Genomic DNA, 25,955 nt, shown 5'->3' with positions numbered 1-25,955 from the left:
GAGCAGCTCGACTCGCTCCAGAACATCACGGGACAATATGCCGCGAACAATGGTGTTCAACTTGCAGCTGTGGGCACGGTCGGTGGCGCTTTTGGCTCGGCGGCGACCGGTGGGACGCAAATCCCCGGAGGCGGAGCCGCTACCGGCGTCATCAATATGCTCTTCGATGCTTCGAGAGTTGCGCGCACCTCAACCGAAACCCGTCCTCGCAACATTGCCGTCATGTGGTGCATCAAAGCCTGGAATGCCCCGGTCAATCAGGGAGCCATCGATGTAGCCGCGCTGGCCAAGGAAGTTGAACGGCTGAAGTCAGCCGTCCCAGTGGGTGCTGTTCTGGCATTCCCGACGGGTATCGTCGCTCCCGGTTATCTGGAACTGGATGGCAGTGTGCAGAGCATTGCGACCTATCCTGATCTAGCCGCTTTTCTCGGCACAACTTACAACAAGGGTGACGAGGGCGCGGGCAATTTCCGCTTGCCGGAATCTCGCGGCGAGTTTCTGCGTGGCTGGGATCATGGCCGCGGAGTGGATGCTGGCCGAGCGATTGGCAAATATCAAGCGGAGTCCTTTGCAGCGCATAACCATCGTTATTTTGATGGCACTGCTGCGACTTTCGACCCCGCAGGCAATTGGCAGGGGGGGACTATCAATGGCGGGACAGCGAGTATTTCGGCTGGTGCATTCCTTTCGCCGATAGATAACGGAACCACCATGCAGATGGTGAACGCCCCGAACACGGTCAACACCGGCGGCGCTGAAACTCGCCCTCGCAATCTCGCTGTCATGTGGTGTATCAAAGCTTGGAACGCTCCTGTCAATCAGGGAGGTATTGATATCGCTGCGCTCTCTGAACAGTTGCAGCAGCTTTCTTTGAATGGACCCATTGCAGGAGACATTCGAAACGTTCGGGTTTCGATTCCGGTTGCGGCTTCTACCGCGATGTTTACAGCTTCCGATGTAGTTCTGGGAGATACGAACGGGAAAAGGATTGTTCTCACCAGCTTCAACCAAAGCATCAACCTGTCGGCTGCGGTTAAGGGCTTGGGAGCGATGGCTGCAGGCGCTGCGCCGGTCAATGGGTTTGTTGCGGTGTATGCACTTTACAATCCAGCCACTAAATCCCTCGGCGTTATTGCTGTCAATTGCACTACTTCAATCGCTCCGAAACTGCTGACTGATTTTGCTCCGGACGGATATACGTTTTCCGCGCTCGTCAGCATTCTGCCGACTAATGCCAGTGCCCAATTTGCTGTCGCTGAACAAGTTGATCGGCAGGTTTTTTATGGCACACAAGTGTTGTCGACAACGGCTCCCGTTCTGACGCTCACAGGCTTATCAATCTTTGCAGCTGTCCCAATGAATGCCAAATCGGTTTCGGGAAACTTTCAAGGAACGGTATCCGCCAATGGTTACAGCATGGCGCTTGCCGGTTCACCCGCTGCCATAGGTCTTCAAACCTTTATCGTAAACTTTTCAGGAGCAGGCGGCGGTTCATTTCTGAATGTTCCCCTGTTGTCGCCGCAAACGCTGTTTTATCGCCTCTCCAGCGCCGGAACCTTCAGTGCTTTTGCGATCACGACAAACAGTTACAAATTTTGATGGGTAACCATTAAAAAAATACGCAGGAAGGTCATGTTTGCGGAGACCTGAGGCGGGCGATGCAGTGATGACATGCTCGCTCCGGACTGTCTGCGCTCGACACCGCCCGCGCCGATCACGGCGCATCAATAAACGCACCACACAGTGGGCGTTTTCATATCTGGCCGCCCAAGCAGGCGATCTAGAAAGTTCAAACATCAAACAAGGAAGAACCCATGTTTTATTCACCATCGATGCAAGGTTTCTACGATCCTTCCATTCATATGGAAATACCAAGCGATGCCGTTGAGATTTCTCGCGAATATTGGCTTGAGCTATTGAACGGTCTGTCTCTTGGCAAAATGATCGTCATGAACGAAGAGGGCTATCCGGTGCTGGCTGATCGACCGGGGCCAACACCTGAAGAGCTGGAGGGCTATGAGCGCTCCTGGCGCAACATGCAGATTGCAGCCACCGACAGCGTTGTAACTCGCTACCGTGACGAAATCGAGCGTTGGCCGACCCTGTTGACTCCAGCGCAATACATTGAGCTGCAAACCTATCGTCACGACTTGCGTATCTGGCCGGCCGGTGGCGAATTGCCGTTGAGCGAACACCGGCCGGTTGCGCCGACATGGCTCGCCGGCCTGCCGCAATAAGAAGCGCCCCGCATCGTCGGGGCGTTTTGTTATCGGCTGATCATCTACCTGGCCCCTTCCATGAAGGGGCTTTTTCGTCTCTGGAGCAACTACACATGGCAACCCGCCAAACCTACACCGTGCTCGTCCCATTCCCCACCGGCGGTGGGCACTGGTCGAGCGTTGGTCAAGAACTCGATCTGCTCGATGTCGAGGCCAGTGCCTTGCACTTCGCCGGTCGACTGGAACTGAAAACCCCAACCACCCAGGCCAAAAAGGCCGCTGCCAAGAAGGCTGACTGAACATGGCTGAGGTTCTGAACTTCGAGCACAACGGCATTACCGTCAATGCCACTGAATCCCCCGAGGCCATGGGTGGCCTGGGTGACAACGTCATCGGGCTGGTCGGCACTGCGCCGAAAGCCGATCCGCTGATTCCGCGAAACGCGCCGTTTCGCATCAACAGCTTCACCACCCATGCGCTGCTCGATCCGACTGGGTCGGAAGAGGGCACGCTGTACCACGCGGTTTACCAGATCCTCAAAGTGGTCAAGGTGCCGGTGTACGTAGTCATCGTCGAAGCAGGCGCTACGCCGGCCGACACGGTCAACAATGTGATCGGCGGTGTCGAGCCGGCCACTGGCCGCAAGCTCGGTCTGGCGGCGCTGGGCAGTGTCCCGGAAGACCTGACCATCATCGGCGCGCCGGGCTTTACCGGCAGCAAAGCGGTGGCCGGTGAGTTCGCCGCGTTCGGCAAGCGCATCAAGGCCCGCGTGGTACTGGACGGCAAGGATGTGTCGGTGGCCGATCAGGTGCTGTACAGCCAGGAACTTGGTGGCGCCGAGCTCGGTTTCGACCGTTGCCTGGTGGTGCACAACATGCCCGCCGTGTATTCGAAAGCAGCGAAGAAAAATGTCTTCCTGTCGCCGTCCAGTCTGGCGATTGCCGCGCTGGCCAAGGTCAAGCAGTGGGAGAGCCCGGGCAACCAGGTGACTTTCGCCGAAGACGTTTCGCGGGTCGTCGAATACAACATTCTCGACACCTCCACCGAAGGCGATCTGCTCAACCGCTACGGCGTCAGCTACTACGCCCGCACCGTGCTTGGCGGCTTTTCGCTGCTGGGTAACCGCTCGATCACCGGCAAGTTCATCAGCTACGTCGGCCTCGAAGATGCGATCAGCCGCAAGCTGGTCAAGGCCGGCCAGAAAGCCATGGCCAAGAACCTCACCAAATCCTTCATGGATCAAGAGGTCAAGCGCATCAACGACTGGCTGCAGACCCTGGTCGCCGACGAAACCATTCCTGGCGGCAGCGTGTATCTGCACCCGGAACTCAACAGCGTCGAGAAGTATAAGAACGGCACCTGGTACGTGGTCATCGACTACGGCCGCTACGCGCCGAACGAACACATGGTTTATCAACTCAACGCCCGCGATGAAATCATCGAGCAGTTCCTGGAGGACGTTCTCTAATGTTTACCAACCGCGTAAGACAGGCCATCGCGGCCACCCTGCAAGGCCTGCCGTTGTCGGCGACCGTTGAGGAATTCACCCCGCCGAAAATCGAATTCGACATGGAAGAGATGCGCGGCGGGCGCTTCATCGTCGAAGAAATGGCCAAGGGCGGCAAAGCGCTCGGCGCCAAGCTGACCCTGCAAGGCCTCGGCGCCGAAGTGCTGCTGGCGCTGGGCGTGAAGCTCGGCGACGACATTCTGCTGAACGTGCGTGAAGCCGGTCAGGATCAGGATGGCAACACCTGGTTCACCTACCACACCGTCGGCGGCCAGTTGAAATCCCTTGAGGAAACCGCAGTGAAAATGGGCGAGAAGCCCAAGACCAATCTGGAACTGTCCTGCCGCACCTACAACCGCCTTGAAAACGGCGTGCCGGTGATCGACATCGACGTGCGCACGCAGAAGTTCGTGCTCAACGGCGTCGACATCCTCGGTGATGCACGGCGTGCGGTGTTGATGCCGTAAACCCCGCTTTACTGGCAAATCACAAAACCCTGTGGGAAAGAGCCTGCTCGCGAAAGCGGTCGTTCAGGTACATCAATGTCGAATGTGCCAAAGCCTTCGCGAGCAGGCTCGCTCCCACAGTGGATCTAAACGAATCACCAAGGAATTCATACATGCCGTGGATGCCACCCCAACACGAACTGCTGTCGCCGATCACCGGCGACGATGGTTCGCAGATCGAATCGATCCAGCTCAAACCGCTGCTCTACGCCGCACAGAAAGAAACGCTGGAACGCGCCGGCGATGACGAAGACGATCAGTTCTTCGAGCTGGCGCTGCTCGCCACCGGCCTGTCGGTCAAGGAACTCGATCAGCTCAAACGCCCGGACTACGTGAGCATTGCTCAGTACGTCCATGAGATGTCGACCCGGCCGAGTGCGTACTTTCTCGACCAGATCGAGGACGCGGAGAAATCCGACGATCCCGATCAAGTGCAATTGCTGCAACCGCTCGCCGTGACCGGCCGCACCGTGACTTCGCTGAGCCTGGAAATGCCCGTGCTGCGCGCCACCAAAGTGATGAAGAAACTGAAAACGGCCAAGGAACGCGCCGAATTCATCACTGCCCACTGCACGGGCCTGATGATCCCCGATCTGGCCCAGCTGACCGTCCCCGACTGGACGCAATTGCAGGTGCGCATCGACGATTTTTTAAACCAGCCGGCGGCCTACTTTCGGAACGCGACATCGAAGTAATCCTCGATATCGTCCCGCTCATTTACCCGGTAAGTGAAGCGGAGATTCTGGAATGGGACGCCGAAAAGGCGTTGCGCCGCTACGACATAGCGATCACTCGCCTTGGCGTGAAACAGGAGTAGAGCGGCATGGCAGAGAGCAAATATGCACTCACGTACGCCGGTGAGAGCGGCAATGCAACGGACGGATTTTCGTTGCCCGACAACCTCGGCAAACCGCTGCAGGATTTGAATGTGACGCTAGCGTTGGCAAGCGTGGATATTCGTTTGCTGACCCAGGAACAGATCAAGCTTCGCGAGTTGTTGGCAAGCCAGCAATCGCTATTCAAGGCTGGCGCTGCACCGGTCGCGACGAGCGAACCAAAGTCAAAACTCAACGCCGGGATCGAGCAGCGTCCGCCGCCGAAGCTGATGCAGCCGGCGATGGCCAACGAGACTGCGCTGGTTGAACTCAATCAGTTGCTCAAGATGAGTAACGACCAACTGCAAACGCATTCACAAAGCACTCTAGAACTCGCCAGCGAGAAACAGGTGGCGGCCAGTGGTGCCACCAACGCTGACCTGTTGCAAGTCCAAGTCGCCGCAGCACGATCCGGTATTGCCGATGGCGCCAAGGGTGACCAACGGGCGAACGAGCTGAAGTGGTTCTCCCGTGATGCCGCGATCAACGCAGCGGCGTTCAGTATGGACGTCAAAACGGCTGGCGAGATGTTGGCGGCCTGGCGTTCATCGCTGAAGCTGGATCGCTATCAGAGCCAGGATCTGGCCGATGCAACGAGCTATCTCGGCAACAGTGGCCTGGATGCCAAGGCCGCCGACATCGGTTCGGTCGTGCAACGTTCCGGCGAGGCTGCAATTACTGCCGGTATGACTCCGGAACAAGCGGCCGCGTTTGCGGCGGCACTGCTCAACAGTGGCGCAGACAAGGAGGGCGCCAGCGCCGCGTTGAAGGGTATTACTTCGCTGCTGGCGAAGGGCGCAGATGCATCGACGGAGCAACGTACGGCTCTGAGCCAGTTAGGGTTGAATCCCGAATCGTTGGCAGGAGAGATGCGCAAGGACGCTCCCGCTGCCATCAACTCGGTGCTTGCGGCACTCAATAAACAACCGCTGCAAGAACGGGCAACATTGACGAAGACGCTGTTTGGCGAAAACGACGTCAGAGTCCTTGAACTGCTGAAGAAACCAGAGGATGTAAAAAACGCATTCTCCCAAGTGGCCGACAAGCGCCAATACGCGACATCGGAACTGGGCGCCGATTCGGGGGCCGCCGCGAAATCCGCCGAAGTATTTGGCAATACGTCGCAAGGGCGCTGGAATGCGCTCGATGCGAGTCTGACCCGGATGACCACCGCATTCGGCACTGCATTGGCGCCGTTGGCCGATGGTGCCGCAGTAGTGCTCACCGCGCCGGCCAATGGCGTGAGTACTGCGGCGGAGGCTTTCCCGGCGCTTACTGCAGGATTGGTTCTGCTTGGTGCCGCTGCTCTTCCCTTTGTTGGAGGGGCGCTGAAAACCGGCGTTGCCTCAGTCCTCGACACCGTTTCCGCGAAGCTGTTACGTCTGGCGACGACGCGATTACCCCCCGATATTGCTGATGCCATCGTCGGTGACGATGTCTCTGATGGCAGGCGGAAAAACAAACGAGCGGGTCGTCGACCGGGTCGACGCTCGCCGGCCAGAACATCGGCGCGCACGACAGTTCCACGCGCCAGTGGGAGCAGTCGTTTGGGGGGGCTCACGGCCAAGGTCGCGCCTCTGTTTGATGACATCAAAATGGGCTTCAAACTGTTCACCGATGGCTTGGGCAACAGCGAGATGGTATCGCGACTCAAAGGCCCCGTTGCCAAGCTTATGCCCTTGGTCGAAAGCGTTGGCGCCAAGGTCATGCCAAAAATCGCCCAAGCGCTGCCGGCGGTAAAACTGGGAGCGCCGCTGGCCATTGCGCACGCGGCCTATACCGGACTGAAAGGTTGGCGCGAAGGCGATGACCAAGCGGTCAAAGGTGCCGCCGGCGAGCTGGCCGGCACTGCCATTGGCGCCACGATCGGTACTTTCATTGCGCCCGGTATTGGGACATTCCTCGGTGGGACTCTGGGCGGAATGCTCGGTTCTTACGTCGGTGAACAATGGGGCAAGCCTGCCGAGGACAAACTCGCGCCTCCCGCGCAAGTGGCCAAGGACCTGAGCAACGCTCAGATGCAAAACCAGCAGATCACCTATGCGCCGTCGATTCAGATCAGCGGCAGCGAAATCGCCAGCTCGGAAAAAGTTGGCGCGGTGATCTCTCAAGTGATGCAAAACCATTTCAGTACTCAGTTCATGTCGACAATGAGTACCAACCCCCTCGCCACCCGCCGCGACGCAGCCCTGACCGATGGAGTCGCCTGATGAAACAACAAATGGCATTGGGCAGTTTCATCTTCGGCCTGTCGCGCAACTTTGCGTACCACCAGTTGCTGCGCAAGTCTGACGGCGGCTGGACCGAGATACAGATCCTCACCAGCAAACCCAAGTCCAGCCAGACCGGACAGAAACCGGAAACCCTGACCATTACCGGCAAGTCGATGTACGCCGTAGCCATGGATCGGCTCGATGAATTGCGTGCTTTGCAGGCGCTGCGCACCCCGCTGCCGTTGATCGACGGGATTGGTCGAAACTGGGGCCTGTGGCGGATCAGTAGCGTTCAGGAAACCCAGACCCAGATCATCGATGACGGTACGGCGATGGTAGTCGATTGGGTCATCGAATTAGCGGAGTTCCACAATGCGTAAAGCACGAAGCGTGGCCGGTGATTCGGTGAATCTGCTGCTCTACCGCGAAATCGGGCGCAGTGATGACGCTGCCGAAGAAGCGCTGTGGAAGCTCAACCCGACCCTGGCCGAACACGGGCCGATTCTGCCCGCCGGCGTCTGGATCGTGCTACCGGAACTGGATGTGAAACCCGCCGTGATCAAGGCGGCGACGGCCTGGGATTAAGGAGGTTGCATGGCACTGGGATTCACGCCGGCAGTGAATATCTACGGGGCCAACGCGGCCCTGCTCAATCAACGCCTGATCAGTTGGGAGCACATCGATGCCGCCGGTTTCGAGTCCGATCAGCTGACGCTGACCATCGATCTCGAGGGCCTTGAAGGGCTGCCGAGTCTGGGTGGAAAAATTGGCCTGCAAGTCGGTTATCGAGAAACCGCAATGGTCGATAAAGGCCAGTTCAAAGTGACGCGTCTGACGCCGACACTTTTTCCGTTTCGCCTGACCGTAGTGGCCACCGCGGCGCCGTTCAGCAAGGATGATGAAACCGGCTTCAAGCAGCGCCGCACCGCCAGTCATGGGCCAACGACGCTGGGTGGATTATTTCGCAAGCTGGTGGAGCTGCACGGCTTTTCGCCACGGGTCGCGCCGGAGATTTCGTTGATCCGCATCGAGCACATCGACCAGTCCAACGAAACTGATATGGGTTTCGTCACGCGGCTGGCGAAAAAATACAACGTCGTCGCCAAGCCGTATGGCGATGTCTATGTGCTGGCGCGGCCCGGGCAGACCAAGTCGTTGTCGGGGCAGATTCTGCCGGACGTGACGCTCTCGGTTACCCACAACAATCGTCCCGGTGATCACGCATTCATCAGCGCCACGCTGGAAGAATCGGCCCGCGAGCAGGCCAAGGGCTGCAAGACCTGTTTCTGGGATGCGGCGGCCGGGGTGTTGCGTTGGGTCGAGACGGGCGTAGCGCCGTTCAAGACGCTGCGCCAGAAGCAGCCCAGCGAAGCGGATGCCATCGCAGTAGCCGAGGGCGAAGTACGCAAGATGTTGCGCCAGAGGTACAAAGTGAAAATCACCTGCCCGGGCGATCCACGCCTGGCGGCCGAAGGTCTGCTGTTGCTTGATGAGAGCTGGCCGGACTTCATGCGCGGACGCTGGTCGATCGACAAGGTCACCGCCAGCGGCAGTCGCGAGAACAGCTATCGCTGCCTGATTGATGCGTCGTGCCTGGATCCGAAGGCCGATTCCAAAGACTGATTCACCTCAATTTCACAGCGGTGAAGATACCTGTGGGAGCGAGCTTGCTCGCGAATGCATTCTGTCATTCAAAACACGATTCGACTGATACACCGCTTTCGCGAGCAAGCTCGCTCCCACAGGTGTTTGCAGTGATCTGCAGACCGCATTTGACTCAACTCTGGAACACCCCCATGAAGATCACCCCGATCCTCACGCAACTGCGTGGGCAATGCCCTGGGCTTGCCAATCACATTTCGGTGGGTGTCGATCTGGCGTTGCTGCAAGGCAACCCGGATCTGCCAACACCTTCGGCCCACGTGCTGCCAATCGCCGATCTGGCCAGCAACAGCACCGCCCAAAACCTCACCACCCAACCAATCCGCGATCGCTTCGAAATCGTCCTGGCCCTTGACGCCACCGACGCTACAAAAGCGCTGGATCTGTTGCAAGACCTGCGCGCCGAACTGTGGCGCGCGCTGGTCGGTTTCAAACCTGATGCCACCTACAGCGCCATCGTCTACGACGGCGGCGAGATGGTCTCGATCAATAGCAGCCGCGCCTTCTATCGGCTGCGTTTTTATGCCGAGTTCCAGCTCGGCCGCAATCTGCCAAGTCAGCCTGCGGAGAGTTGGCACGAGCGCGAACTGGACGCTTTGTCGTCCTTTACCGGGATGACGGTGCGGGTCGATGCGATCGATCCGGCCGACCCCAACCTGCAACGCCCGGGTCCGGATGGCCGGGTGGAAATGACTTTCTCTGGAGACGTAACCCCATGAGCAACCGCATCACCGTAGTGCCGGCCGCTGGCCGTGTCGTACCTGACCCGGAGGCCGGCGACCTGTTGCCGGCTGCAGGCCGTGACGTGCTGGACAGCGCCTGGTGGCGCCGGCGTCTGGCCGACGGCGATATCACACTCAAAACCGCAAAAGCGGCTAAACCACAGGGAGCCAAATGATGGCGATCGGATTCAGCAACATCCCGGCGGACATTCGTGTGCCGCTGTTCTATGCCGAAATGGACAACTCGGCCGCCAACAGCGCGACCTCGGCCATGCGCCGTTTGATCGTCGCCCAGGTCAACGACAATATTGCCCCGACTGAAGTCGGCAAACTGGTGCTGGTTTCCAGCGTGGCGCTGGCGAAAAGCATCGGCGGCCAGGGCTCGATGCTCGCCTCGATGTACGAAACCTTCCGCAAGGCTGACCCGATCGGCGAGATCTGGTGCCTGCCGCTGCACAACACTGAAGGCGCTATCGCCAAAGGTGTGTTGACCCTGACCGGCACCGCAACTCAGGCGGGCATGCTCAACCTGTATGTCGGCGGCGTGCGTGTGCAGGCAACCGTGGTCAACGGCGCCACCGCCGCGCAAGCGGCAACCGCACTGGCGCAGAAAATCAACGCCACTGCCGACCTGCCGGTCAGCGCAGCCGCTGCAGAAGGCGTGGTCACCCTGACCGCCAAATGGACCGGCGACAGCGGCAACGACATCAGCCTGCAATTCAATCGCCTGGGCAAGAGCAACGGCGAAGAAACTCCGGCCGGTCTGACCAGCGCAATCAGCGCCATGATCGGCGGCGCCGGTGTGCCGGATCAGATCGCCGCCGTCGCGGCTCTAGGCGATGAGCCATTCGAATTCATCGCCTTGCCGTGGTCCGATCTGGCGACCCTCAATACCTGGCAAGCGGTCATGGATGACAGCACCGGTCGCTGGTCGTGGGCCAAGCAACTGTTCGGTCACGTCTACAGCGCCAAGCGCGGCACCGTTGGCACTCTGGTCGCCGCAGGCCAGGCCCGCAACGATCAGCACATGACCATTCAGGCGCTGGAGCCGGGCGTACCGCAACCGTTCTGGGTGCAGGCCGCCGCGCTGGCTGCGCGCACGGCGGTGTTCATCTCCGCCGACGCCAGCCGTCCGACGCAAAGCGGCAGCCTGCCGGGTGTTGACCCGGCGCCGGCCAGCGAGCGCTTCACCCTGACCGAGCGTCAGTCGCTGCTCAACTACGGCATCGCCACCGCGTACTACGAAGGCGGTTACGTGCGCATCCAGCGCTCGATCACCACCTACCAGAAGAACGCCTACGGCCAGGCCGACAACTCCTATCTGGACAGCGAAACCATGCACCAGTCGGCGTTCATCGTGCGTCGTCTGCAAAGCGTGATCACCAGCAAATACGGCCGCCACAAACTGGCCTCCGACGGCACCCGTTTCGGCGCCGGCCAACCGATCGTCACGCCAGCGACCATTCGCGGTGAGCTGATCGCGCAGTACGCCAAACTCGAACTCGAAGGCCACGTGGAGAACGCCGAGCTGTTCGCCGAGCACCTGATTGTCGAGCGCGACGTGCAGGACCCGAGCCGCGTGAACGTGCTGTTCCCGCCGGATTACATCAACGGCCTGCGCGTGTTCGCACTGCTCAACCAGTTCCGTCTGCAGTACGACGACGCGGCCTGATCCGCGCAGTCGGCGTTAAGCATTCAGCCCACCTTGCGTGGGCTTTTTATTTGAAGGGAGAAACACCATGGGTCAACTGATTGCAGGCACCTGCTACGTCAAGGTCGACGGCGCACAACTTACTATCAATGGCGGCTGCGAAGCCCCGCTGATGGCGGTCAAACGCGAAACCGTCGTACCCGGCTTCTACAAGGAAACCGACATCGCGCCGTCGTTCAAAGTGACCGCGCTGCACACCGCCGACTTCCCGCTGAAGAAGCTGATCGAAGGCACCGATATCACGGTCACCTGCGAGTTCAGCAACGGCAAAGTCTACGTGCTGGCCGGCGCCTATCTGGTCGAGGAGCCAGTCTCCAAGGGCGACGACGCCACCATCGAACTGAAATTCGAAGGCATCAAGGGGACCTGGCAATGAGCGCCGCCGTGAAGCTTCAAGTAGCAATCGAAGCCCACGGCGAGCCTCTGACCGAACTCGTTCTGCGCCGTCCGACGGTGCAGGAAGTGCGAGCGATCAAGGCGCTGCCGTACAAGATCGACAAGAGCGAAGAAGTCAGCCTCGACATGGACGTGGCGGCCAAATACATCGCCGTGTGCGCCGGCATCCCGCCGTCGTCGGTCAACCAGCTCGATCTGGCTGACCTCAATGCGCTGAGCTGGGCCGTCGCGAGTTTTTTCATGAGTGCGGCGTCGGCGCCATCACCGACCTGATCGCCGTCGCCTATGACCTGGCCTGGTTCTGGAAGGTTGACCCCGAACAGATGATGGCCAGGCCACTGGATGTGCTCCGCGAATCGCTGGAGCACGCGCAACGGATCAATGCGATGCAGCAGGTGCAGTGATGGCAGACGAAGAGAAGAAAACCCCGAAACCGGTGCTGATCACCGGCATCGATGAACTCTCGCCCAAACTGGGCGCCCTGCGCATGAAGGTTGAGAGTTTTAAAAACAATCTCGAGCAGACCGGCCTCGGCAAACTGGACATCAGTGGTCTGTTCAACGGCGGCAGCGTGATCACGCCGTTTGTAGACGGCATCAAATCGGCCGCAGCGTTCCAGGGCAAATTGAGCGAAGTCAGCGACACGGCGAAAACCGTCGATCTGCCCGCCACGCCGACTGCTGCCACGCAGAACATGAACGTGTTCAGTGCGTCGATGCAGAAGGTTTCGGCGGCGGTGGACGCTGCGCTGGTGCCGGCGGTGGCGGCCTTGGTGGTCGGACTGGAGCCGATGCTGACGCAGGTCGGCAGCCTGCTCGCCGACAACCCGAAACTGGTTGAAGGCCTGGCGGCGGGGGCAATTGCCTTCTCCGCCATGCAAACCGCGGTCACCGGTATGACCCAGGTGATGGACGTCATGAGCATGGTGCTCAAGACCAACCCGATCATGCTGATCGCCATGGGCATTGCCGTGGCGGCCGGTTTGATCGTGGCCAACTGGACGCCGATCAGCGCGTTCTTCACCGGGATGTGGGAGGGCGTGAAAAACGCCGGGGCGAGTGCGATGGCGACGTTGCGCTCGGTACTAGACTGGCGGCCGCTGGCGGCACTGGCTGCGCTGTGGGAACCGGTCACCGGATTTTTCTCCGGAGTCTGGGACAAGGTGATGGCCGTGACGGCGCCAGTGATCGACTTCTTCAAGTCGGTTTTCGCGTGGTCGCCTGCGGGGATGATCATCGAAAACTGGGGGCCGCTGACCGGTTTGTTCTCGGCGATCTGGGAATTGCTCGAGGCCTTGAGTGTGCCGGTGATGGCGTTTCTCAGAAACCTGTTCGATTTCTCGCCGATGCAGATGATTACCGATGCGTGGGGTGGTGTCGTGACGTTCTTCGAACCGATGTTCACCACGCTGCAATCGGCCGTACAAAGCACCCGGGATATCCTGCGCACGCTGTTCGATTTTTTCCCGATGGAAATGCTCACCAGCGCCTGGGGTGGAGTTGTCGGGTTCTTCGAACCGATCTGGATGGCGCTGCAAACGTCTGTGCAGCGAGTCAGAGGCTTTTTCACCAGCCTGTTCGAGTGGTCACCGCTGGAGCAGATTGCCCAGTATTGGCAGCCGATCGGTGAGGTCTTTTCGGCGCTCTGGGGCGTTGTGTTGGCGCTGTCCGCGCCGGTCGTGGACTTTCTGCACAGCCTGTTCGAATGGAAACCGCTGGATCAGATCATCGAGAGTTGGGGGCCGATCACCGAGTGGTTCGGCGAGTTGTGGCAAAAGCTGCAAACCGTCATCGCGCCGATCAAGGAGTTGTTCGACGGTGGCTTCGCCGGACTGATCGCCAAGGTCACCGGCAAGGTTGAAACTCTCACTGAAGCACAACGCCAAACCAATGCCGAAGGCAAAGGCGAACTGGCGCCGGCGTTCTTCGCTGCCAGTCCGGCGCCTGCTGGCAACGGCACACTGCAAAGCGGTTCGTTGCCACAAACCTCCAGCGCGCTGATCCAGCAGAGCGCCGCCAACAACCGTACGCAGCTCCAAGGCGGGCTGACCGTGCGCTTCGAGAATGCGCCGGCAGGCCTGCGCACCGAACAACCGCAAACCAATCAACCTGGCCTGGCCGTGTCTTCACGCATCGGCTATCGCTCACTGTCGATGGGAGGTTCCCAATGAACTGGCGTGATCGTTTATTGCCGGCATCCTTTCGCGGTGTCGGTTTCTGGGTCGACCAGGCGAAAACCCCGGTCGGGCGCAAAGGGCAGTTGCATGAATACCCGCAACGCGACCTGCCGTTTTTCGAGGACCTCGGCCAGCAGGCCAAGACCCACGATCTGACCGCGTTCATCATCGGCCCCGATTGCCTCGAGCAGCGCGACAAGTTGCTCAAGGCGCTGGAGCAGGGCCGTGGCGAACTGGTGCATCCGTGGCTCGGACGCCTGCAAGTCAAGGTCGGCGAATGCGACATGACCCACACCCGCCAGGACGGTGGGTTGGTGACGTTCGCCTTGAAGTTCTATCCCGACCAACCCCTGCCGTTTCCGACCGCCACGGTCAGCACGCAGAAAGTGCTGCTGGCTAAGGCCGACGGGCTGCTGGGTTCGGCGGTGGCGCGTTTCGAACAGGCGATGACGTTGATCAAGGCAGCGCGGATCGGCATCACCAACCTGCGCAACAGCCTTACCGGCGTCTATGACGTGATCAAGGAGCAATTGAAACCTTTGATCGAGCAGTACCGGCAGATCACTGAACTGGTCAAAGCCGTGAAGGAACTGCCCAAGGAAGTGGCGGCGGAATTCAAGGGTTTGCTCGGCGATATCAAGGAACTGAAAGCGTTCGCCAAGGAAGGCTACCGGGGCGTGATCGCCGACGTGTCGCAGCAACTCGAAGCGATTCGCAAGGCCGATGCGCCGAAGATCACCACCGGCAAGGACACCAATGCCGCAGCGCAGGCGATGGCCGATCTGGTGCAGGACACGCTGATCGTCAAAGTGGCGCAGTGGGTCGCGTCGATGCCAGTGGCCACCCGAGCGATGCAACTGCCGTCGACGCCCACCGTTGCTCAGCAAGCTCATCAGCAAGTCACCCGCCCGGAAGTCCCGGCCACGGATGATTTGCAGGCGCTGCAAAAGGATTTGGTCGAGGCGCTGCAAGGGGCGAAAAACAAGGCCGATCCTGAGCACTATCAAGCCATCAGTGACGTGCAGGATGCCTTGGTTGCGCACCTCAAGGCCGTGGCATCCTCGGGCGTGCGACTGGTCAGCAAAACCTTTCAGGAAAGCCTTCCGGCACTGGTCATAGCGTACAAACAGTTTGGCGACGCCACGCGAGTCACCGAAGTCGTGCAGCGCAACGGCGTGACCAATCCGTTGTACCTCCCGCAAAGCGATGTGAAAGTCTCCAGGGAGTGAACCATGGACGAGTTGGATAACCACGTCACGCTGACGGTCAACAATATGGAATACGGCGGCTGGAAAAGCGTCGAAATCACCGCTGATCTGGAGCGTCAGTTCCGCACTTTCAAACTCGACATCACCTGGCAATGGCCAGGGGAGGCCGTAGACCAAAGGATCAAACCCGGCGACCCCTGCGAGGTAAAAATCGGCAAGGACCTGGTGCTCACCGGTTACGTGTTCAAAGCACCGATCCGCTATGACGGACGGCAGATCAGCCTGACCATCGAAGGCAGTTCCAAGACCCAGGATCTGGTCGATTGCGCCGCTCGCAACCTGCCCAGCCAATGGCAGCAACAACCCTTGCTGACTATCGTCCGCGATCTGGCGAGCGAATATGGGCTGTCAGTGGTCAACGAGATCAGCGAAACCACACGCCTGGCCAAACACACCATCGTGCCGGGTGAAACGGCATTCCAGTCGATCGACCGATTGCTCTCGCTGCTGCGGGTGTTTTCCACCGACAACGAGCTGGGCCAGTTGGTGCTGGCCAAACCCGGCAGCGGCGGCCGCGCCAGCGATGCGCTGGAGCTGGGCAAGAACATCCTGTCGGCCAGTGCGCCAATGGATTTCAGCCAGGTGTTCTCCGAGTACCGGGTGATCGGCCAGCAAAAAGGCTCGGATGCGAAGAGCGGCGCGGCGGTCAGCGAAGTCGAGTCGACCGCGGCTGACCTGAGTTTCAAACGCCGACGCACCACGGTGATCAATGAAGGCACGCAACTGACCTTTGAGTTGGCGCAGCAGCGTGCTCTATGGGAAAGCGCGACCCGCATGGGCCGCGCGCAGACCACCACCTATCAGGTGCAGGGCTGGCGGCAAAGCAATGGCGATTTGTGGCGCCATAACACGCTGGTCAAGGTCAAGGATCCGGTGCTCGATTTCGATGGTGACATGCTGATTTCCAAGGTCACTTATTCGCTGTCGGCGCAGGGATCGGTGACCACCTTGCAAGTGGCGCCGCCGCATACCTTTGATCCTGATCCGACTCCCCCGAAAAAAACCTGAGCCTGACCCCGAACCCTGTGGGAGCGAGCCTGCTCGCGAAAGCGTCGCCAGCCTCAACATCACAGCGCCTGACCCGCCGCGTTCGCGAGCAGGCTCGCTCCCACACTGATCCCATTCGGGCGAATCTTTTCAAGGACACCCCATGAGCCTACTGACACGCCTGCTGGCGCGCGGCACTGTCGTGCTCGCCAATTCGGCTTCGAAACTGCAATCGCTGCAAATGCGCCTCACCGCCGGTGAAATCAACGACGACCTCGAACACTTCGAACCCTACGGTTTCACCAGCCATCCGCTGGCTGGAGCCGAAGGGATCGTCACCTTCATCGGCGGCGACCGTTCCCATGCCATCGCCCTGGTCATCGCCGACCGCCGCTATCGCCTGCAAGCACTCGCTGCCGGTGAAGTGGCGATCTACACCGACGAGGGCGACAGGATTCACTTCAAGCGCGGGCGGATCATCGACATCGAAACCGCCACGCTGAACATCCGCGCCAGTAGCGCGGTGAACTTCGACACGCCGGTGATCAACCAGACCGGCAAGATCGTCTCCACCGGTGATCAACTGGCCGGCGGCATCAGCCAGATCAAACACGTGCATGTTGGCGTGCAGGCCGGTAACGGTCAGACCGGCGTGCCGGCAGGAGGCCAGTGATGTTCATCAGCCAGAACCTCCACGCCGCACTGACCCGCGCGGTGCTGATCAGCCTGTTCACCTGGCGTCGCGCCGCTGATGACGACGCCCTCGATGACGAAGAACGCTTCGGCTGGTGGGGCGACAGTTTTCCCACGGTTGCCGACGATCGCATCGGCTCGCGGCTATGGCTGCTGCGCCGGGTCAAGCTGACCCGACAAACGCAAATGGACGCCGAATTTTATGCCCGCGAAGCCCTGCAATGGCTGCTCGACGACGGCCACTGCAGCGCCATCGACATCCTCAGCGAACGCCTCGACGCCCAGCGCCTGAACCTGCGCACGGTCCTGACCCTGGCCGACGGTGAACGTCTGGACATCAACCCCGATAACAGTTGGCAGGTGATCTATGCCGTTTGAAACCCCTTCGCTGCCGGTGCTGATCAAGCGCACCCAAAGCGACCTGGCCGGCGATTCGCTGCGCCAGTCCGATGCGCAAGTGCTCGCCCGCACCCTCGGCGGCGCCGCTTATGGTCTGTACGGTTATCTCGACTGGATTGCCGAGCAGATCCTGCCGGACAAAGCCGATGAATCGACACTGGAACGCATCGCCGCGCTGCGCCTGAATCAGCCGCGCAAAGCCGCGCAAGTGGCCACCGGCAGCGTCAGTTTTACCGCCACTGCCGGCGCGGTGCTCGACGTTGACACGCTGCTGCAAGCGAACGATGGCCGCACCTACAAAGTCACCGCCGCGCGCACCACGGTCAATGGCAGCAACAACACCACAATTGCCGCGTTGGAGGCCGGCAGCCTCGGCAACGCTGACGCCGGTCTGGCGCTGACCCCGGTGCAACCGATTGCCGGGATTGTCGGCAACAGCTTTATGGTGCTGGCGCCAGGCCTCAGCGGTGGCGTGGCCCGCGAAAGCCTCGAATCGCTGCGCTCGCGGGTGATTCGTTCCTATCGGGTGATTCCTCACGGAGGCGCGGCCAGCGACTACGAAACCTGGGCACTGGAAGTGCCGGGCGTGACGCGGGCGTGGTGCCGTGGTGGCTTGCTCGGCCCAGGCACCGTAACCGTGTTCATCATGCGCGACGACGACCCGCAACCGGTGCCGAACGATGAGCAGTTGGCGGAGGTTCAGGAGTACATCGAACCGCTGCGTCCGGTGACCGCGGAAGTGCACGTGCAGCGACCGGTTCAGGTGCCGGTGGTGTATCGCTTCAAGAGCGTCAATCCGGACACCACCGCCGTGCGCGCCGCCGTCGAAGCGCAGTTGCGCGATCTGCACAACCGCGAGGCTGACCTCGGCGTGCCGTTGCTGATCAGCCATATCCGCGAAGCGATCAGCAGCGCCGGCGGCGAATACGATCACACGCTCACTGCTCCAGCCGCTGACGTGCCGGCCGGGCAGAGCGAACTGCTGACCTTCGGAGGCTGCGTATGGGGGGCATAAGAACCGCCGCGCAATACCAGGCGCAGTTGCGCGCCTTGCTGCCCAGTGGCCCGGCATGGGATCCGGAACGCGTGCCGGAACTCGAAGAAGTGTTGCAAGGCGTCGCCGTCGAACTGGCCCGTCTGGATGCGCGCGCCGCCGACCTGCTCAACGAAATGGACCCGGCCGGCGTCAGCGAACTGGTGCCGGACTGGGAACGCGTCATGCAATTGCCCGACCCGTGCCTGGGCACCACGCCCCTGTTCGACGACCGCCGCCTCGCCGTACGCCGCCGCCTGCTCGCGGTCGGCAGCCAGGCTGTCGGCTACTACCTCGACATCGCCAAAAGCCAGGGTTACCCCAACGCCAGCATCACCGAACACGAAGCTCCGCGCATGGGCCGTGCCCGGTTTGGTTCGGCGCACTGGGGCACCTGGGAAGCGCAATTCATGTGGACGCTCAACACCGGCGGCCGCCTGCTGCTCGGTCGGCGTTACGGTGCGAGCTACTGGGGCGAGCGCTTCGGCGTTAACCCGGGCTCGGCGCTGGAATGCCTGATCCACCGCAGCGCGCCGGCGCATACCAAGGTGCACATCAATTATGACTAGGGAGGAATGAGGGATGGATTATCCGAATAGTGTGCCCAGTGCAGGGCTGGTGAATGGCAAGTTTGTTGACGAGAACCCTATGACCGGGACGCCTGGGTCGTTGATTCCGGCGGACTGGGGCAACGGGGTTACTCAGGAAATTCTCAACGTGATCAAGGCGGCAGATCTGACGCCGGATGAAAAGAAATACGATCAGTTATTGCAGGCGATTCAATCGGTAACCGCCAAAGGCTGGAATCAGGATCTGGCGCTGCCGTTGGCAGCGCTGCCACTGCCTACGGTTGCCACCGCTGATGCACGTCTGCCGGTCAGTCCAGCTGCGGCCTCAACCAGTGGCGGCCGGGTTTCGATTGCTGCTGGCACCTTTATCAGTCTTGGCCAGGAAGTGGTGGCCGGACAACTCGGACGCTCGCGCACCTTCGTGACGACGGCGTGGAGCAGTGCGGACCTGCTACCCAACAGCCATTACTTTCTGCGAGCGCAGGTCATGGCCGGGGTACTGACGTTCTATACGCAACGCGGCGGCATTCATGACGTCGTCCCTGACTCGCTGAAGGGTACTGTCAACGGCGCTGCCAGCGGCGGTTTTCAGTCCACGCCTCTGGACATGTGCCTTGCGTGGGTAATAACCGGAGCACCCGGTTCGGTGCCGGTTGTGCGGACCATATACAACCGCGCACGGTTGACCTGGACGCAGACAGTGAATGGGACCGGCGCAATCTTTTTGCCGCTCGATCCACATGCGCGTGCGGCACGACTGGTCGCCGGTAACCCGACGCCATCGTCGACGGCGGTCACCTCAGTCGCCTTTCCGTCCACAGGGTGGGCAGGAGGCAACTACTGCTTCCTGTCGCCGATCCTGACGGGCAGTTCGAACAACCCGGGAGGATGGAACCCGGCAACGGTTTCACCGTGTGTATTGTTCACCAACAACATCGTCAATGACGTCACGGTTTCGACGCTGGCAGCCAGTTTCGACCATGCCAATTTGCGCTCGCTGTGGCAGTGCTATCAGGCGGAACACAACCTGGGCCAATCGAATGCCGACAGCGATGAGCTATTGCTGAGCATGGGCATCAAAACCCATCCAATCACTGATTACAGCGTGGGGATTGCCATCAACTTTTCCGACGCGGTGAACGTGCAATTCTCGTGGGAGCTTATTCGATGATCGTCATTCAGGAACTTCATCAGTGCGACGGTGAGTTGCGCGTGCCGCAACCCTCGGCTGCGCACGAGTGGGATGGGCAGAACTGGGTTTTCAATACGGATGCGCAGACTGCACTGGATCTGCAGGAAGCCGAACGCCTTTGCGCCAAGGTAGACGCCACTGCCGACAACGCTCGCACCGCACTGGCAGGCGACTCGCTCAAAGCCACGGAGTACGCGCAGGCGGCCGCAGACGCTCAGGCTTTTCGGGACGCCGGTTACCCGAAAAAGGAAGTGCCCCTTTCAGTTGCTGCGTGGGTTGCCAAAGGGCGCAGTGCCAAACAGGCCGCCGAGCAGATACTGAGTAAGGCGGAGCAGTTGACTGACCATTTGCTCACCCTGCGCACTTTGCGCCTGAAGGCCAAAGCGCAGGTCCGCGCGCTGGCGGGCAAGGGCAAGATCGATCTGGCGCGCAGCGCGGCCGATGAAGCCCTGATTGCCATGGGCGAACTTGCCAGCGGTCTTTCCAGCTAAGCGATATTTCCTCCCGCTTCACCCAAGCCCACTTCGATGTGGGCTTTTTATTTTCCGAACCAGACCTGTGTTTGCCAGTGCGCAGGCACGGCTCATTTGTCATTGCACAGGAACGAACAATCTATGGACTATCCAAAAAGCGTCCCAAGCGTCGGCCTGGTCGACGGCCGTTTCGTCGATGAAAACCCGGTGGCGGGAACGCCGGGTTCGTTGATTCCCGCTGCGTGGGGCAACAGCGTTACACAAGAGATTCTCAACGTGATCAAGGCGGCCGGGTTGACACCCGATGAGGCCAAAACGGATCAACTCGCCAGTGCGATCGGTGCACTGGTCGATTTCACCAAACTGAAAAATACCCCGACCACATTGGCCGGTTACGGCATCACCGATGCGGTGGGGCGGCTGCTGGCGGTCAGGCAGTTCGAGAAGGTCGGGATTACGCTTTACAAGCCAAATCCCAAAGCCAGACGGATCCATGTGCGGCTGGTCGGTGCGGGGGGGAGCGGTGGTGGGTGTTCGCCCGTCGCCGCCGGCTATCAGGGCATTGGCGGCGGCGGAGGCTCCGGAGCCTTCGCACAAAGCCTGTATGACGTAACTCCGGAAATACTTGCAGGCGTGCCCGTGACGCTGGGTGGCGGCGGTGCCGCGAGTAACGTAATGGGGCTGGCCGGCGGAGGTGCTTCGTTCGGTACCTATATGAGCGCTGCGGGCGGTGGAGGCGGGCAGGTTCTCACCGTCGCGGTAACTGCCACAGCAGTCGGTTTCGTTCAGGGCGGCGCTGGAGGACAAGCCGTCACAGGCGGCAATCTTGCCAATGCTCGGGGCATACCCGGTGAATACGCGATGTACAACGCCAACTGGGGCGTCCTCTCGGGTGCGGGCGGTGCCAGCCCGTATGACGGTGGCGGTACCCGAGTGGGGGTCAACGAGATTGGCATCACCGGCGGACGCGGTTCCGGCGGCAGCGGCTCCTGTTCGACCAACGCTTCGGCTGCCGTACTCAGCGGCGCCGGCGGCAACGCCTTCTGTGAAATCTGGGAGTACGAATAATGGCTATTTATGCTCGGGTCGAAAATGGCGTGGTCGTCGAACGGATCGATACCGGTGAGTACGTCATCAGCCAGTTGTTTGCACCATCCTTTGTGGAGTCGATGGTTCTGGTGGCTGATGGCCAGAAGATCGAAATCGGCCAGCCGCTCCGTGCGTTTCCGGTCACGGAGGATCTATTGGCGACACCGCAAGACTCGGTGGTTCTCAAAGCCTCTATCAGTGCAGAACCGACATCGCCCACACCCACACCCGCACGCGATTGGCGCCAGGCCGCGCTGGCAGCGACCGAATGGCTGGTTACGCGCCATCGTGACGAGCAGGTGCTCGGGCGGGGCACCTATCTTCAGGCCACGCAATATCTGGAGCTGCTCGAATATCGCCAAGCGTTGCGCGACTGGCCTGATTCACCAGCTTTCCCGGCAGTGCAATCCAGGCCGAAGACGCCGCTTTGGCTAACAGACGTTAATGGCTGATGGGGCGGGACGTAAGTTCAAACAAGGAGATGAAAAATGGATTACCCAAAAAGTGTGGCAAGTGTCGGTTTGGTGAATGGCAGATTCGTCGATGAAGACCCCGTCACAGGCACGCCCGGTTCGCTGATTCCTGCAAGTTGGGGTAACAGCGTGACGCAGGAAATTCTTGAAGTTATCAAAAGTTCAGGCGCAGCAGCGGACGAAGGCGATAACACGCAGCTTCGATCAGCGATCAACGCGTTGATTCAGAAGAGACAAAACGAAAGCCTGGCTACTCAGGAAGACGCGGAGTCGGGTTCGAATTCGACAAAACTGATGACTCCGTTGCGAGTCTTCCAAGCCATTGGCAAAAAAGTTTTGCAAGCAACCGAGACGATAACCGGGGCAGCAAGAGTCGCTTCTCAAGCGGAGGTCAATGCTGGCGCCAGTGATTCGGTCATGGTCACTCCCAGGAAACTCCGACTCGGGTTCATGGTGAGACTCGGTCCCTCTGGGTACCTGGTATTTCCGTCCTGGATGGGCGGTCTGATCATCCAATGGATCAACGGAAGTGCCAGTCAGACCGCTAACAATAACAACGGTGAACTCAATTTGTGGCCGTTGGCATTTCCCAATGCATTGTTCCTTGCGGTTGCAACCCATGAGGGGACTTCAACGGCGACATTTCTCACCTGGAATGCGGTGTCCTCGGTAAGTCGACAAGTGGGCATCAATGTGCGTTGCCCTGATTACGCTAATGTTTCGATTTCCGCGCGGATCATCGGCGTGGGGTATTGAATATGTATTGTTTTTCTCCGCAAACCAGCGGCTTTTATCATTCGCAACTGCATGGCCTGAACATACCGGCAGACGCTTATGAATTAAGCGAAGGCGAGTATTGCGCGCTGATATCAAATGCACCCAAGGGAACCGTTCTTTCTCTCGATAAAGACGGACGCCCGGAACGAATCCTGCTGGCCGAGCAAACTGCCGCCTCCCTTGAACGTGTGTGGCGGGACAACCAGTTGCAGCTGACTCAGTGGTTGGTGATTCGCGATATGGAAGAGTTGGAAACGGGTGGGGGCACGACACTGCGTACCGAGGAATACAGACAACTTTTGGCTTATCGACAAGCGTTGCGCGACTGGCCTGATGATCCGGAGTTTCCGCAGAGTCGCTCGCGTCCGCTGGAACCCGATTGGCTTGAAATAGCGATGCTCGCAAACAGCTGAGTTACGGGCTGAAAAAGCGCAGCGCACAAAAAATCTTCAAGGAATACTCACGTGGATTACCCAAAAAGCGTCCCCGGCTCTGGCCTGGTCAACGGCAAGTTCGTTGACGAGGACGCGATCGCCGGTACACCCGGCTCGCTGATTCCAGCGAGCTGGGGCAACAGTGTCACGCAGGAAATACTCAGCGCAATTACCGCAGCGGGGTTGAGTCCGGACGAACAGCAGACTGATCAGTTGGCCCAGGCCATTCGACAGTTGTCCAGACCTGATCCGCTGCAAGCGTTTCCGGTGCAGGTCTATCGCAAGAATCTGTTGATCAATGGCGATTTCAGAATCTGGCAGCGTGGTGGGAGCAATCAGGCGCCAAATGTCGGCGGGTACGTGGCTGATCGTTTCCGTTGTGACTGGAACGGAAATGCCGGAGTGAGCATCACGCGGCAAAATTTTGCTCTCGGGCAAGGCGAGGTCTCTGATGAACCGGCCTGTTTCCTGCGCTGGCAGCAAACGTCCGCAGGGGCGGGAGCTACCGTTCACAAAATTTCCCAGAATATAGAGTCGGTCAGAACGCTCGCCGGAAAAACGGCAACGCTGACATTTTGGGCTCGATCCGATGCCGTGCGGCCTTTGCAAATAACAATTGCGCAGCAATTCGGGGTGGGTGGATCGGCAGCCGTTGGGAAATTGATTGATACGTTTCAACTGAACCCAGTGTGGACGCGCTACACCGCAACGTTTCAAGTGCCTGTCATTGCGGGGAAAATGCAAGGCAGCGGCGACTGTCTGACATTGGCGTTCGATCTACCTCTCAACGTGCTGCAAACGGTCGATCTGACACAGGTCCAATTGGAGGAGGGGCCTGTATCCACGCCCTTTGAACTTCGTCCCTTAGCGCAGGAGCTGGCGTTATGTCAGCGCTATTATGAAAAGTCATTTGCTTCCGGGTTGCCGGTCAAAGCCAATAATGGCACCAATACCTGTATCTCGACGTTTACTCAGGTTCCGGCAGGAAATACCGGCCAATACGGGATGACGATCGGCTTTCTGGTTCAGAAAAGGGTTCAACCGACGGTTACTGCCTATAGCCCGGCGGACAGCAGTAACCAGGTCTGGAATCAAACGATCAGCAAAGCTTGCACCGGCACGCTACTTCAAGGCGTAACGGATCGTAGTATTTCTTTTGCCACTGTCACGCCAGTCGGCAGCGCACCGGGGCAGACTCTGCAACTGGAATGGACAGCGGACGCTGAAATCTAGGAGCGACACTCATGGCTTACCAACTAAGCGCTTGTGGCGTGTTGCGCCTGGCTGACTGTGCGTTTATTCCACAGGACTCCAATAATCGCGACTGGCTAGAGTTCCAGCAGTGGCAGCTCTCGGGCGGGCAGGTGCTACCGGCGGATGGGGGACTCGCGGAAACTGGTGCGACCGGCCCCCTGAAAACTCTGGCAAATAAATGGCTGGCAAGCATCAGCCGCCAGCCGTGATTCAATCGGGGCAACATCCAGGGAGGATCAAGCATCATGCAATTAACTGAAAAACACCTTACCGACATCATGCCCAACGCCCGCTCCCAAGCGGGCGTTTTTGTTTCGCCGCTCAACACCGCGATGGCCAGGCATCGCATCGATACGCCCAAGCGCATCGCTGTGTTTCTAGCACAGGTCGGTCACGAGTCGGGCCAATTGCGCTACGTGCGCGAACTGGGCAACAACCAGTACCTGAGCAAATACGACACCGGCACGCTGGCGCTGCGTCTGGGCAATACTCCGGAAGCCGACGGCGACGGGCAAAAGTATCGCGGGCGTGGACTGATTCAGATCACCGGCCGGGCAAATTATCGTCAGTGCAGTCTCGGCTTGTTTGGCGATGAGCGCCTGTTGGCATTGCCCGAACTGCTCGAGCAACCGCAATGGGCGGCCGAATCGGCGGCGTGGTTCTGGAGGCAGAAGGGCTTGAACGAACTGGCCGATCGCGATCAGTTCAACACCATCACCCGGCGGATCAACGGCGGGTTGAACGGCTTGCAGGATCGACTCGAGATCTGGGCACGGGCGAGGGCGGTGCTATGTCCGGCTCCTGGCGCGTGATGGGTCTGTTGCTGCTGGTGGCCGGGGCGTTTGCAGCAGCCTGGCAGTTTCAGGACTGGCGCTACGGGCGGCAATTGGCCGAGCAGGCGCGGTTAAACGCCGAAACGCAAAATCAACTCACTCTGACCGCCGCGAGCGCACAACAGGCCGAGCAGGACAAACGCCTTGCACTGGAGCAGCGGCTCGCGGCCAGTGAGCAAACCCATTATCGAGCGCTGAGCGATGCCCAACGTGATCAGGATCGCCTGCGCGATCGCCTTGCTACTGCCGATGTGCGGCTGTCAGTCCTTCTCGACGCCGGCGACGTTGCCCATGGCGGTGCGATGCCAGCCACCGCCGGCACCAGCGGCGTGGATTCTGCAACCGTACGCGCCCGACTTGACCCGGCGCATGCTCAACGAATTATCGCCATCACCGACACCGGCGACCGCGGATTGATTGCCCTGCAGGCCTGTCAGGCCTATGTCAGAGCGCTGGCGCCCGAACATCTTGAATGATTCTGTGTATTGAAAGCA

At 59.8% G+C, this 25,955-nt stretch carries 32 protein-coding genes and 1 pseudogene; 32 read left to right on the top strand and 1 reads right to left on the bottom strand.

What is annotated here, in order from left to right; genetic code table 11:
• The 10 genes from J5M66_RS27005 to J5M66_RS18850 all read left to right on the top strand — a co-directional run.
• On the top strand, positions 1-1,599 hold a 1,599-nt coding region (locus J5M66_RS27005), incomplete at its 5' end, for a phage tail protein (RefSeq protein WP_243433547.1).
• A 215-nt stretch (positions 1,600-1,814) separates the two neighbouring features.
• Positions 1,815-2,237, top strand: coding sequence for a hypothetical protein (locus J5M66_RS18890; RefSeq protein WP_024011849.1), 423 nt, complete (start codon positions 1,815-1,817; stop codon positions 2,235-2,237).
• Between the two features lie 95 nt (positions 2,238-2,332).
• Positions 2,333-2,518: a hypothetical protein gene (locus tag J5M66_RS18885; protein WP_123443032.1), complete on the top strand. Its 186-nt coding sequence runs from the start codon at positions 2,333-2,335 to the stop codon at positions 2,516-2,518.
• 2 nt (positions 2,519-2,520) lie between these two features.
• Complete coding sequence (locus J5M66_RS18880) at positions 2,521-3,687, top strand: phage tail protein (RefSeq protein ID WP_110645911.1); 1,167 nt, start codon at positions 2,521-2,523, stop codon at positions 3,685-3,687.
• On the top strand, positions 3,687-4,193 hold the full coding sequence (locus tag J5M66_RS18875) for a phage major tail tube protein (RefSeq protein WP_039762530.1): 507 nt from the start codon (positions 3,687-3,689) through the stop codon (positions 4,191-4,193). Before J5M66_RS18880 ends, J5M66_RS18875 begins: the two co-directional genes overlap by 1 nt.
• A gap of 152 nt (positions 4,194-4,345) precedes the next feature.
• On the top strand, positions 4,346-4,927 hold the full coding sequence (locus tag J5M66_RS18870) for a phage tail assembly protein (RefSeq protein ID WP_207808239.1): 582 nt from the start codon (positions 4,346-4,348) through the stop codon (positions 4,925-4,927).
• A gap of 128 nt (positions 4,928-5,055) precedes the next feature.
• Positions 5,056-7,317, top strand: a complete 2,262-nt coding sequence (locus tag J5M66_RS18865) for a phage tail tape measure protein (protein ID WP_207808240.1) — start codon at positions 5,056-5,058, stop codon at positions 7,315-7,317.
• Entirely contained in the window at positions 7,317-7,700 is a 384-nt protein-coding gene (locus J5M66_RS18860; RefSeq protein ID WP_207808241.1) for a phage tail protein, read from the top strand. Before J5M66_RS18865 ends, J5M66_RS18860 begins: the two co-directional genes overlap by 1 nt.
• Positions 7,693-7,905: a tail protein X gene (locus J5M66_RS18855; protein WP_024011853.1), complete on the top strand. Its 213-nt coding sequence runs from the start codon at positions 7,693-7,695 to the stop codon at positions 7,903-7,905. The genes J5M66_RS18860 and J5M66_RS18855 overlap by 8 nt, the downstream gene beginning before the upstream one ends.
• A 9-nt stretch (positions 7,906-7,914) precedes the next feature.
• Entirely contained in the window at positions 7,915-8,943 is a 1,029-nt protein-coding gene (locus J5M66_RS18850; protein ID WP_206420970.1) for a phage late control D family protein, read from the top strand.
• A 27-nt stretch (positions 8,944-8,970) separates the two neighbouring features.
• Here J5M66_RS18850 and J5M66_RS27000 read toward each other — a convergent pair.
• A pseudogene (locus J5M66_RS27000) lies at positions 8,971-9,075 on the bottom strand (metal ABC transporter ATP-binding protein); the annotation flags it as partial.
• Positions 9,076-9,116: 41 nt separating this feature from the next.
• Here J5M66_RS27000 and J5M66_RS18845 point away from each other — a divergent pair.
• The 22 genes from J5M66_RS18845 (at position 9,117) to J5M66_RS18740 (ending at position 25,937) form a co-directional block, all read left to right on the top strand.
• Positions 9,117-9,701, top strand: a complete 585-nt coding sequence (locus tag J5M66_RS18845; protein ID WP_207808242.1) for a hypothetical protein — start codon at positions 9,117-9,119, stop codon at positions 9,699-9,701.
• Positions 9,698-9,880, top strand: a complete 183-nt coding sequence (locus J5M66_RS18840; protein ID WP_016771429.1) for a DUF2635 domain-containing protein — start codon at positions 9,698-9,700, stop codon at positions 9,878-9,880. Before J5M66_RS18845 ends, J5M66_RS18840 begins: the two co-directional genes overlap by 4 nt.
• Positions 9,880-11,376, top strand: a complete 1,497-nt coding sequence (locus tag J5M66_RS18835; RefSeq protein ID WP_207808243.1) for a phage tail sheath subtilisin-like domain-containing protein — start codon at positions 9,880-9,882, stop codon at positions 11,374-11,376. The genes J5M66_RS18840 and J5M66_RS18835 overlap by 1 nt, the downstream gene beginning before the upstream one ends.
• A 67-nt stretch (positions 11,377-11,443) precedes the next feature.
• Positions 11,444-11,791 carry a phage tail tube protein gene (locus J5M66_RS18830; RefSeq protein WP_007908779.1) on the top strand — a complete coding sequence of 116 codons (348 nt, stop codon included), beginning with the start codon at positions 11,444-11,446 and terminating at the stop codon, positions 11,789-11,791.
• Positions 11,788-12,084, top strand: a complete 297-nt coding sequence (locus J5M66_RS18825) for a phage tail assembly protein (RefSeq protein WP_024011858.1) — start codon at positions 11,788-11,790, stop codon at positions 12,082-12,084. Before J5M66_RS18830 ends, J5M66_RS18825 begins: the two co-directional genes overlap by 4 nt.
• A 130-nt stretch (positions 12,085-12,214) precedes the next feature.
• Positions 12,215-13,981 (top strand): phage tail protein, encoded by a 1,767-nt coding sequence (locus tag J5M66_RS18820; protein ID WP_207808244.1) that lies wholly within the window; start codon positions 12,215-12,217, stop codon positions 13,979-13,981.
• Positions 13,978-15,216, top strand: coding sequence for a DNA circularization N-terminal domain-containing protein (locus J5M66_RS18815; RefSeq protein ID WP_207808245.1), 1,239 nt, complete (start codon positions 13,978-13,980; stop codon positions 15,214-15,216). The genes J5M66_RS18820 and J5M66_RS18815 overlap by 4 nt, the downstream gene beginning before the upstream one ends.
• A gap of 3 nt (positions 15,217-15,219) precedes the next feature.
• Complete coding sequence (locus J5M66_RS18810) at positions 15,220-16,263, top strand: phage baseplate assembly protein (protein WP_207808246.1); 1,044 nt, start codon at positions 15,220-15,222, stop codon at positions 16,261-16,263.
• 142 nt (positions 16,264-16,405) lie between these two features.
• Positions 16,406-16,915, top strand: coding sequence for a phage baseplate assembly protein (locus tag J5M66_RS18805; RefSeq protein WP_123443021.1), 510 nt, complete (start codon positions 16,406-16,408; stop codon positions 16,913-16,915).
• On the top strand, positions 16,915-17,313 hold the full coding sequence (locus J5M66_RS18800) for a phage GP46 family protein (RefSeq protein WP_071174563.1): 399 nt from the start codon (positions 16,915-16,917) through the stop codon (positions 17,311-17,313). Before J5M66_RS18805 ends, J5M66_RS18800 begins: the two co-directional genes overlap by 1 nt.
• Entirely contained in the window at positions 17,303-18,349 is a 1,047-nt protein-coding gene (locus tag J5M66_RS18795) for a baseplate J/gp47 family protein (protein ID WP_123443020.1), read from the top strand. The genes J5M66_RS18800 and J5M66_RS18795 overlap by 11 nt, the downstream gene beginning before the upstream one ends.
• Entirely contained in the window at positions 18,337-18,936 is a 600-nt protein-coding gene (locus tag J5M66_RS18790) for a putative phage tail protein (protein WP_042607028.1), read from the top strand. Before J5M66_RS18795 ends, J5M66_RS18790 begins: the two co-directional genes overlap by 13 nt.
• A 13-nt stretch (positions 18,937-18,949) precedes the next feature.
• Entirely contained in the window at positions 18,950-20,107 is a 1,158-nt protein-coding gene (locus J5M66_RS18785) for a phage tail protein (RefSeq protein ID WP_207808247.1), read from the top strand.
• Positions 20,104-20,619 (top strand): phage tail protein, encoded by a 516-nt coding sequence (locus tag J5M66_RS18780; RefSeq protein ID WP_207808248.1) that lies wholly within the window; start codon positions 20,104-20,106, stop codon positions 20,617-20,619. The genes J5M66_RS18785 and J5M66_RS18780 overlap by 4 nt, the downstream gene beginning before the upstream one ends.
• A 123-nt stretch (positions 20,620-20,742) precedes the next feature.
• The gene (locus J5M66_RS18775; RefSeq protein ID WP_207808249.1) at positions 20,743-21,669 is read left to right on the top strand and encodes a hypothetical protein; all 927 of its coding nucleotides are present in this window, start codon (positions 20,743-20,745) and stop codon (positions 21,667-21,669) included.
• Positions 21,669-22,142, top strand: a complete 474-nt coding sequence (locus tag J5M66_RS18770; RefSeq protein ID WP_207808250.1) for a phage tail assembly chaperone — start codon at positions 21,669-21,671, stop codon at positions 22,140-22,142. Before J5M66_RS18775 ends, J5M66_RS18770 begins: the two co-directional genes overlap by 1 nt.
• A 36-nt stretch (positions 22,143-22,178) precedes the next feature.
• A complete protein-coding gene (locus J5M66_RS18765) occupies positions 22,179-22,919 on the top strand; it encodes a hypothetical protein (RefSeq protein WP_207808251.1) in 741 nt (246 codons plus the stop codon).
• A 2-nt stretch (positions 22,920-22,921) separates the two neighbouring features.
• Positions 22,922-23,353 (top strand): phage tail assembly chaperone, encoded by a 432-nt coding sequence (locus J5M66_RS18760; protein ID WP_207808252.1) that lies wholly within the window; start codon positions 22,922-22,924, stop codon positions 23,351-23,353.
• Between the two features lie 51 nt (positions 23,354-23,404).
• Complete coding sequence (locus tag J5M66_RS18755; RefSeq protein WP_207808253.1) at positions 23,405-24,607, top strand: carbohydrate-binding protein CenC; 1,203 nt, start codon at positions 23,405-23,407, stop codon at positions 24,605-24,607.
• A gap of 11 nt (positions 24,608-24,618) precedes the next feature.
• Positions 24,619-24,837, top strand: coding sequence for a hypothetical protein (locus tag J5M66_RS18750; RefSeq protein WP_207808254.1), 219 nt, complete (start codon positions 24,619-24,621; stop codon positions 24,835-24,837).
• Positions 24,838-24,873: 36 nt separating this feature from the next.
• Positions 24,874-25,440 carry a glycoside hydrolase family 19 protein gene (locus J5M66_RS18745; RefSeq protein WP_207808255.1) on the top strand — a complete coding sequence of 189 codons (567 nt, stop codon included), beginning with the start codon at positions 24,874-24,876 and terminating at the stop codon, positions 25,438-25,440.
• A complete protein-coding gene (locus tag J5M66_RS18740; RefSeq protein WP_207808256.1) occupies positions 25,419-25,937 on the top strand; it encodes a lysis system i-spanin subunit Rz in 519 nt (172 codons plus the stop codon). The genes J5M66_RS18745 and J5M66_RS18740 overlap by 22 nt, the downstream gene beginning before the upstream one ends.
• The last annotated feature ends 18 nt before the right edge of the window (positions 25,938-25,955 follow it).

It is taken from the genome of Pseudomonas sp. 67(2021), from assembly GCF_017491835.1.
Classification (GTDB): domain Bacteria; phylum Pseudomonadota; class Gammaproteobacteria; order Pseudomonadales; family Pseudomonadaceae; genus Aquipseudomonas; species Aquipseudomonas atacamensis.
Note: the sequence above shows the minus strand (reverse complement) of the source record. Positions and strands in the feature narration are given on the sequence as shown.

What these genes read in the sequence shown, in the direction of transcription:
- J5M66_RS18890 (WP_024011849.1), top strand. Translation starts at nt 1,815, where the DNA reads ATGTTTTATTCACCATCGATGCAAGGTTTCTACGATCCTTCCATTCAT.
- J5M66_RS18885 (WP_123443032.1), top strand. Translation starts at nt 2,333, where the DNA reads ATGGCAACCCGCCAAACCTACACCGTGCTCGTCCCATTCCCCACCGGC.
- J5M66_RS18880 (WP_110645911.1), top strand. Translation starts at nt 2,521, where the DNA reads ATGGCTGAGGTTCTGAACTTCGAGCACAACGGCATTACCGTCAATGCC.
- J5M66_RS18875 (WP_039762530.1), top strand. Translation starts at nt 3,687, where the DNA reads ATGTTTACCAACCGCGTAAGACAGGCCATCGCGGCCACCCTGCAAGGC.
- J5M66_RS18870 (WP_207808239.1), top strand. Translation starts at nt 4,346, where the DNA reads ATGCCGTGGATGCCACCCCAACACGAACTGCTGTCGCCGATCACCGGC.
- J5M66_RS18865 (WP_207808240.1), top strand. Translation starts at nt 5,056, where the DNA reads ATGGCAGAGAGCAAATATGCACTCACGTACGCCGGTGAGAGCGGCAAT.
- J5M66_RS18860 (WP_207808241.1), top strand. Translation starts at nt 7,317, where the DNA reads ATGAAACAACAAATGGCATTGGGCAGTTTCATCTTCGGCCTGTCGCGC.
- J5M66_RS18855 (WP_024011853.1), top strand. Translation starts at nt 7,693, where the DNA reads ATGCGTAAAGCACGAAGCGTGGCCGGTGATTCGGTGAATCTGCTGCTC.
- J5M66_RS18850 (WP_206420970.1), top strand. Translation starts at nt 7,915, where the DNA reads ATGGCACTGGGATTCACGCCGGCAGTGAATATCTACGGGGCCAACGCG.
- J5M66_RS18845 (WP_207808242.1), top strand. Translation starts at nt 9,117, where the DNA reads ATGAAGATCACCCCGATCCTCACGCAACTGCGTGGGCAATGCCCTGGG.
- J5M66_RS18840 (WP_016771429.1), top strand. Translation starts at nt 9,698, where the DNA reads ATGAGCAACCGCATCACCGTAGTGCCGGCCGCTGGCCGTGTCGTACCT.
- J5M66_RS18835 (WP_207808243.1), top strand. Translation starts at nt 9,880, where the DNA reads ATGGCGATCGGATTCAGCAACATCCCGGCGGACATTCGTGTGCCGCTG.
- J5M66_RS18830 (WP_007908779.1), top strand. Translation starts at nt 11,444, where the DNA reads ATGGGTCAACTGATTGCAGGCACCTGCTACGTCAAGGTCGACGGCGCA.
- J5M66_RS18825 (WP_024011858.1), top strand. Translation starts at nt 11,788, where the DNA reads ATGAGCGCCGCCGTGAAGCTTCAAGTAGCAATCGAAGCCCACGGCGAG.
- J5M66_RS18820 (WP_207808244.1), top strand. Translation starts at nt 12,215, where the DNA reads ATGGCAGACGAAGAGAAGAAAACCCCGAAACCGGTGCTGATCACCGGC.
- J5M66_RS18815 (WP_207808245.1), top strand. Translation starts at nt 13,978, where the DNA reads ATGAACTGGCGTGATCGTTTATTGCCGGCATCCTTTCGCGGTGTCGGT.
- J5M66_RS18810 (WP_207808246.1), top strand. Translation starts at nt 15,220, where the DNA reads ATGGACGAGTTGGATAACCACGTCACGCTGACGGTCAACAATATGGAA.
- J5M66_RS18805 (WP_123443021.1), top strand. Translation starts at nt 16,406, where the DNA reads ATGAGCCTACTGACACGCCTGCTGGCGCGCGGCACTGTCGTGCTCGCC.
- J5M66_RS18800 (WP_071174563.1), top strand. Translation starts at nt 16,915, where the DNA reads ATGTTCATCAGCCAGAACCTCCACGCCGCACTGACCCGCGCGGTGCTG.
- J5M66_RS18795 (WP_123443020.1), top strand. Translation starts at nt 17,303, where the DNA reads ATGCCGTTTGAAACCCCTTCGCTGCCGGTGCTGATCAAGCGCACCCAA.
- J5M66_RS18790 (WP_042607028.1), top strand. Translation starts at nt 18,337, where the DNA reads ATGGGGGGCATAAGAACCGCCGCGCAATACCAGGCGCAGTTGCGCGCC.
- J5M66_RS18785 (WP_207808247.1), top strand. Translation starts at nt 18,950, where the DNA reads ATGGATTATCCGAATAGTGTGCCCAGTGCAGGGCTGGTGAATGGCAAG.
- J5M66_RS18780 (WP_207808248.1), top strand. Translation starts at nt 20,104, where the DNA reads ATGATCGTCATTCAGGAACTTCATCAGTGCGACGGTGAGTTGCGCGTG.
- J5M66_RS18775 (WP_207808249.1), top strand. Translation starts at nt 20,743, where the DNA reads ATGGACTATCCAAAAAGCGTCCCAAGCGTCGGCCTGGTCGACGGCCGT.
- J5M66_RS18770 (WP_207808250.1), top strand. Translation starts at nt 21,669, where the DNA reads ATGGCTATTTATGCTCGGGTCGAAAATGGCGTGGTCGTCGAACGGATC.
- J5M66_RS18765 (WP_207808251.1), top strand. Translation starts at nt 22,179, where the DNA reads ATGGATTACCCAAAAAGTGTGGCAAGTGTCGGTTTGGTGAATGGCAGA.
- J5M66_RS18760 (WP_207808252.1), top strand. Translation starts at nt 22,922, where the DNA reads ATGTATTGTTTTTCTCCGCAAACCAGCGGCTTTTATCATTCGCAACTG.
- J5M66_RS18750 (WP_207808254.1), top strand. Translation starts at nt 24,619, where the DNA reads ATGGCTTACCAACTAAGCGCTTGTGGCGTGTTGCGCCTGGCTGACTGT.
- J5M66_RS18745 (WP_207808255.1), top strand. Translation starts at nt 24,874, where the DNA reads ATGCAATTAACTGAAAAACACCTTACCGACATCATGCCCAACGCCCGC.
- J5M66_RS18740 (WP_207808256.1), top strand. Translation starts at nt 25,419, where the DNA reads ATGTCCGGCTCCTGGCGCGTGATGGGTCTGTTGCTGCTGGTGGCCGGG.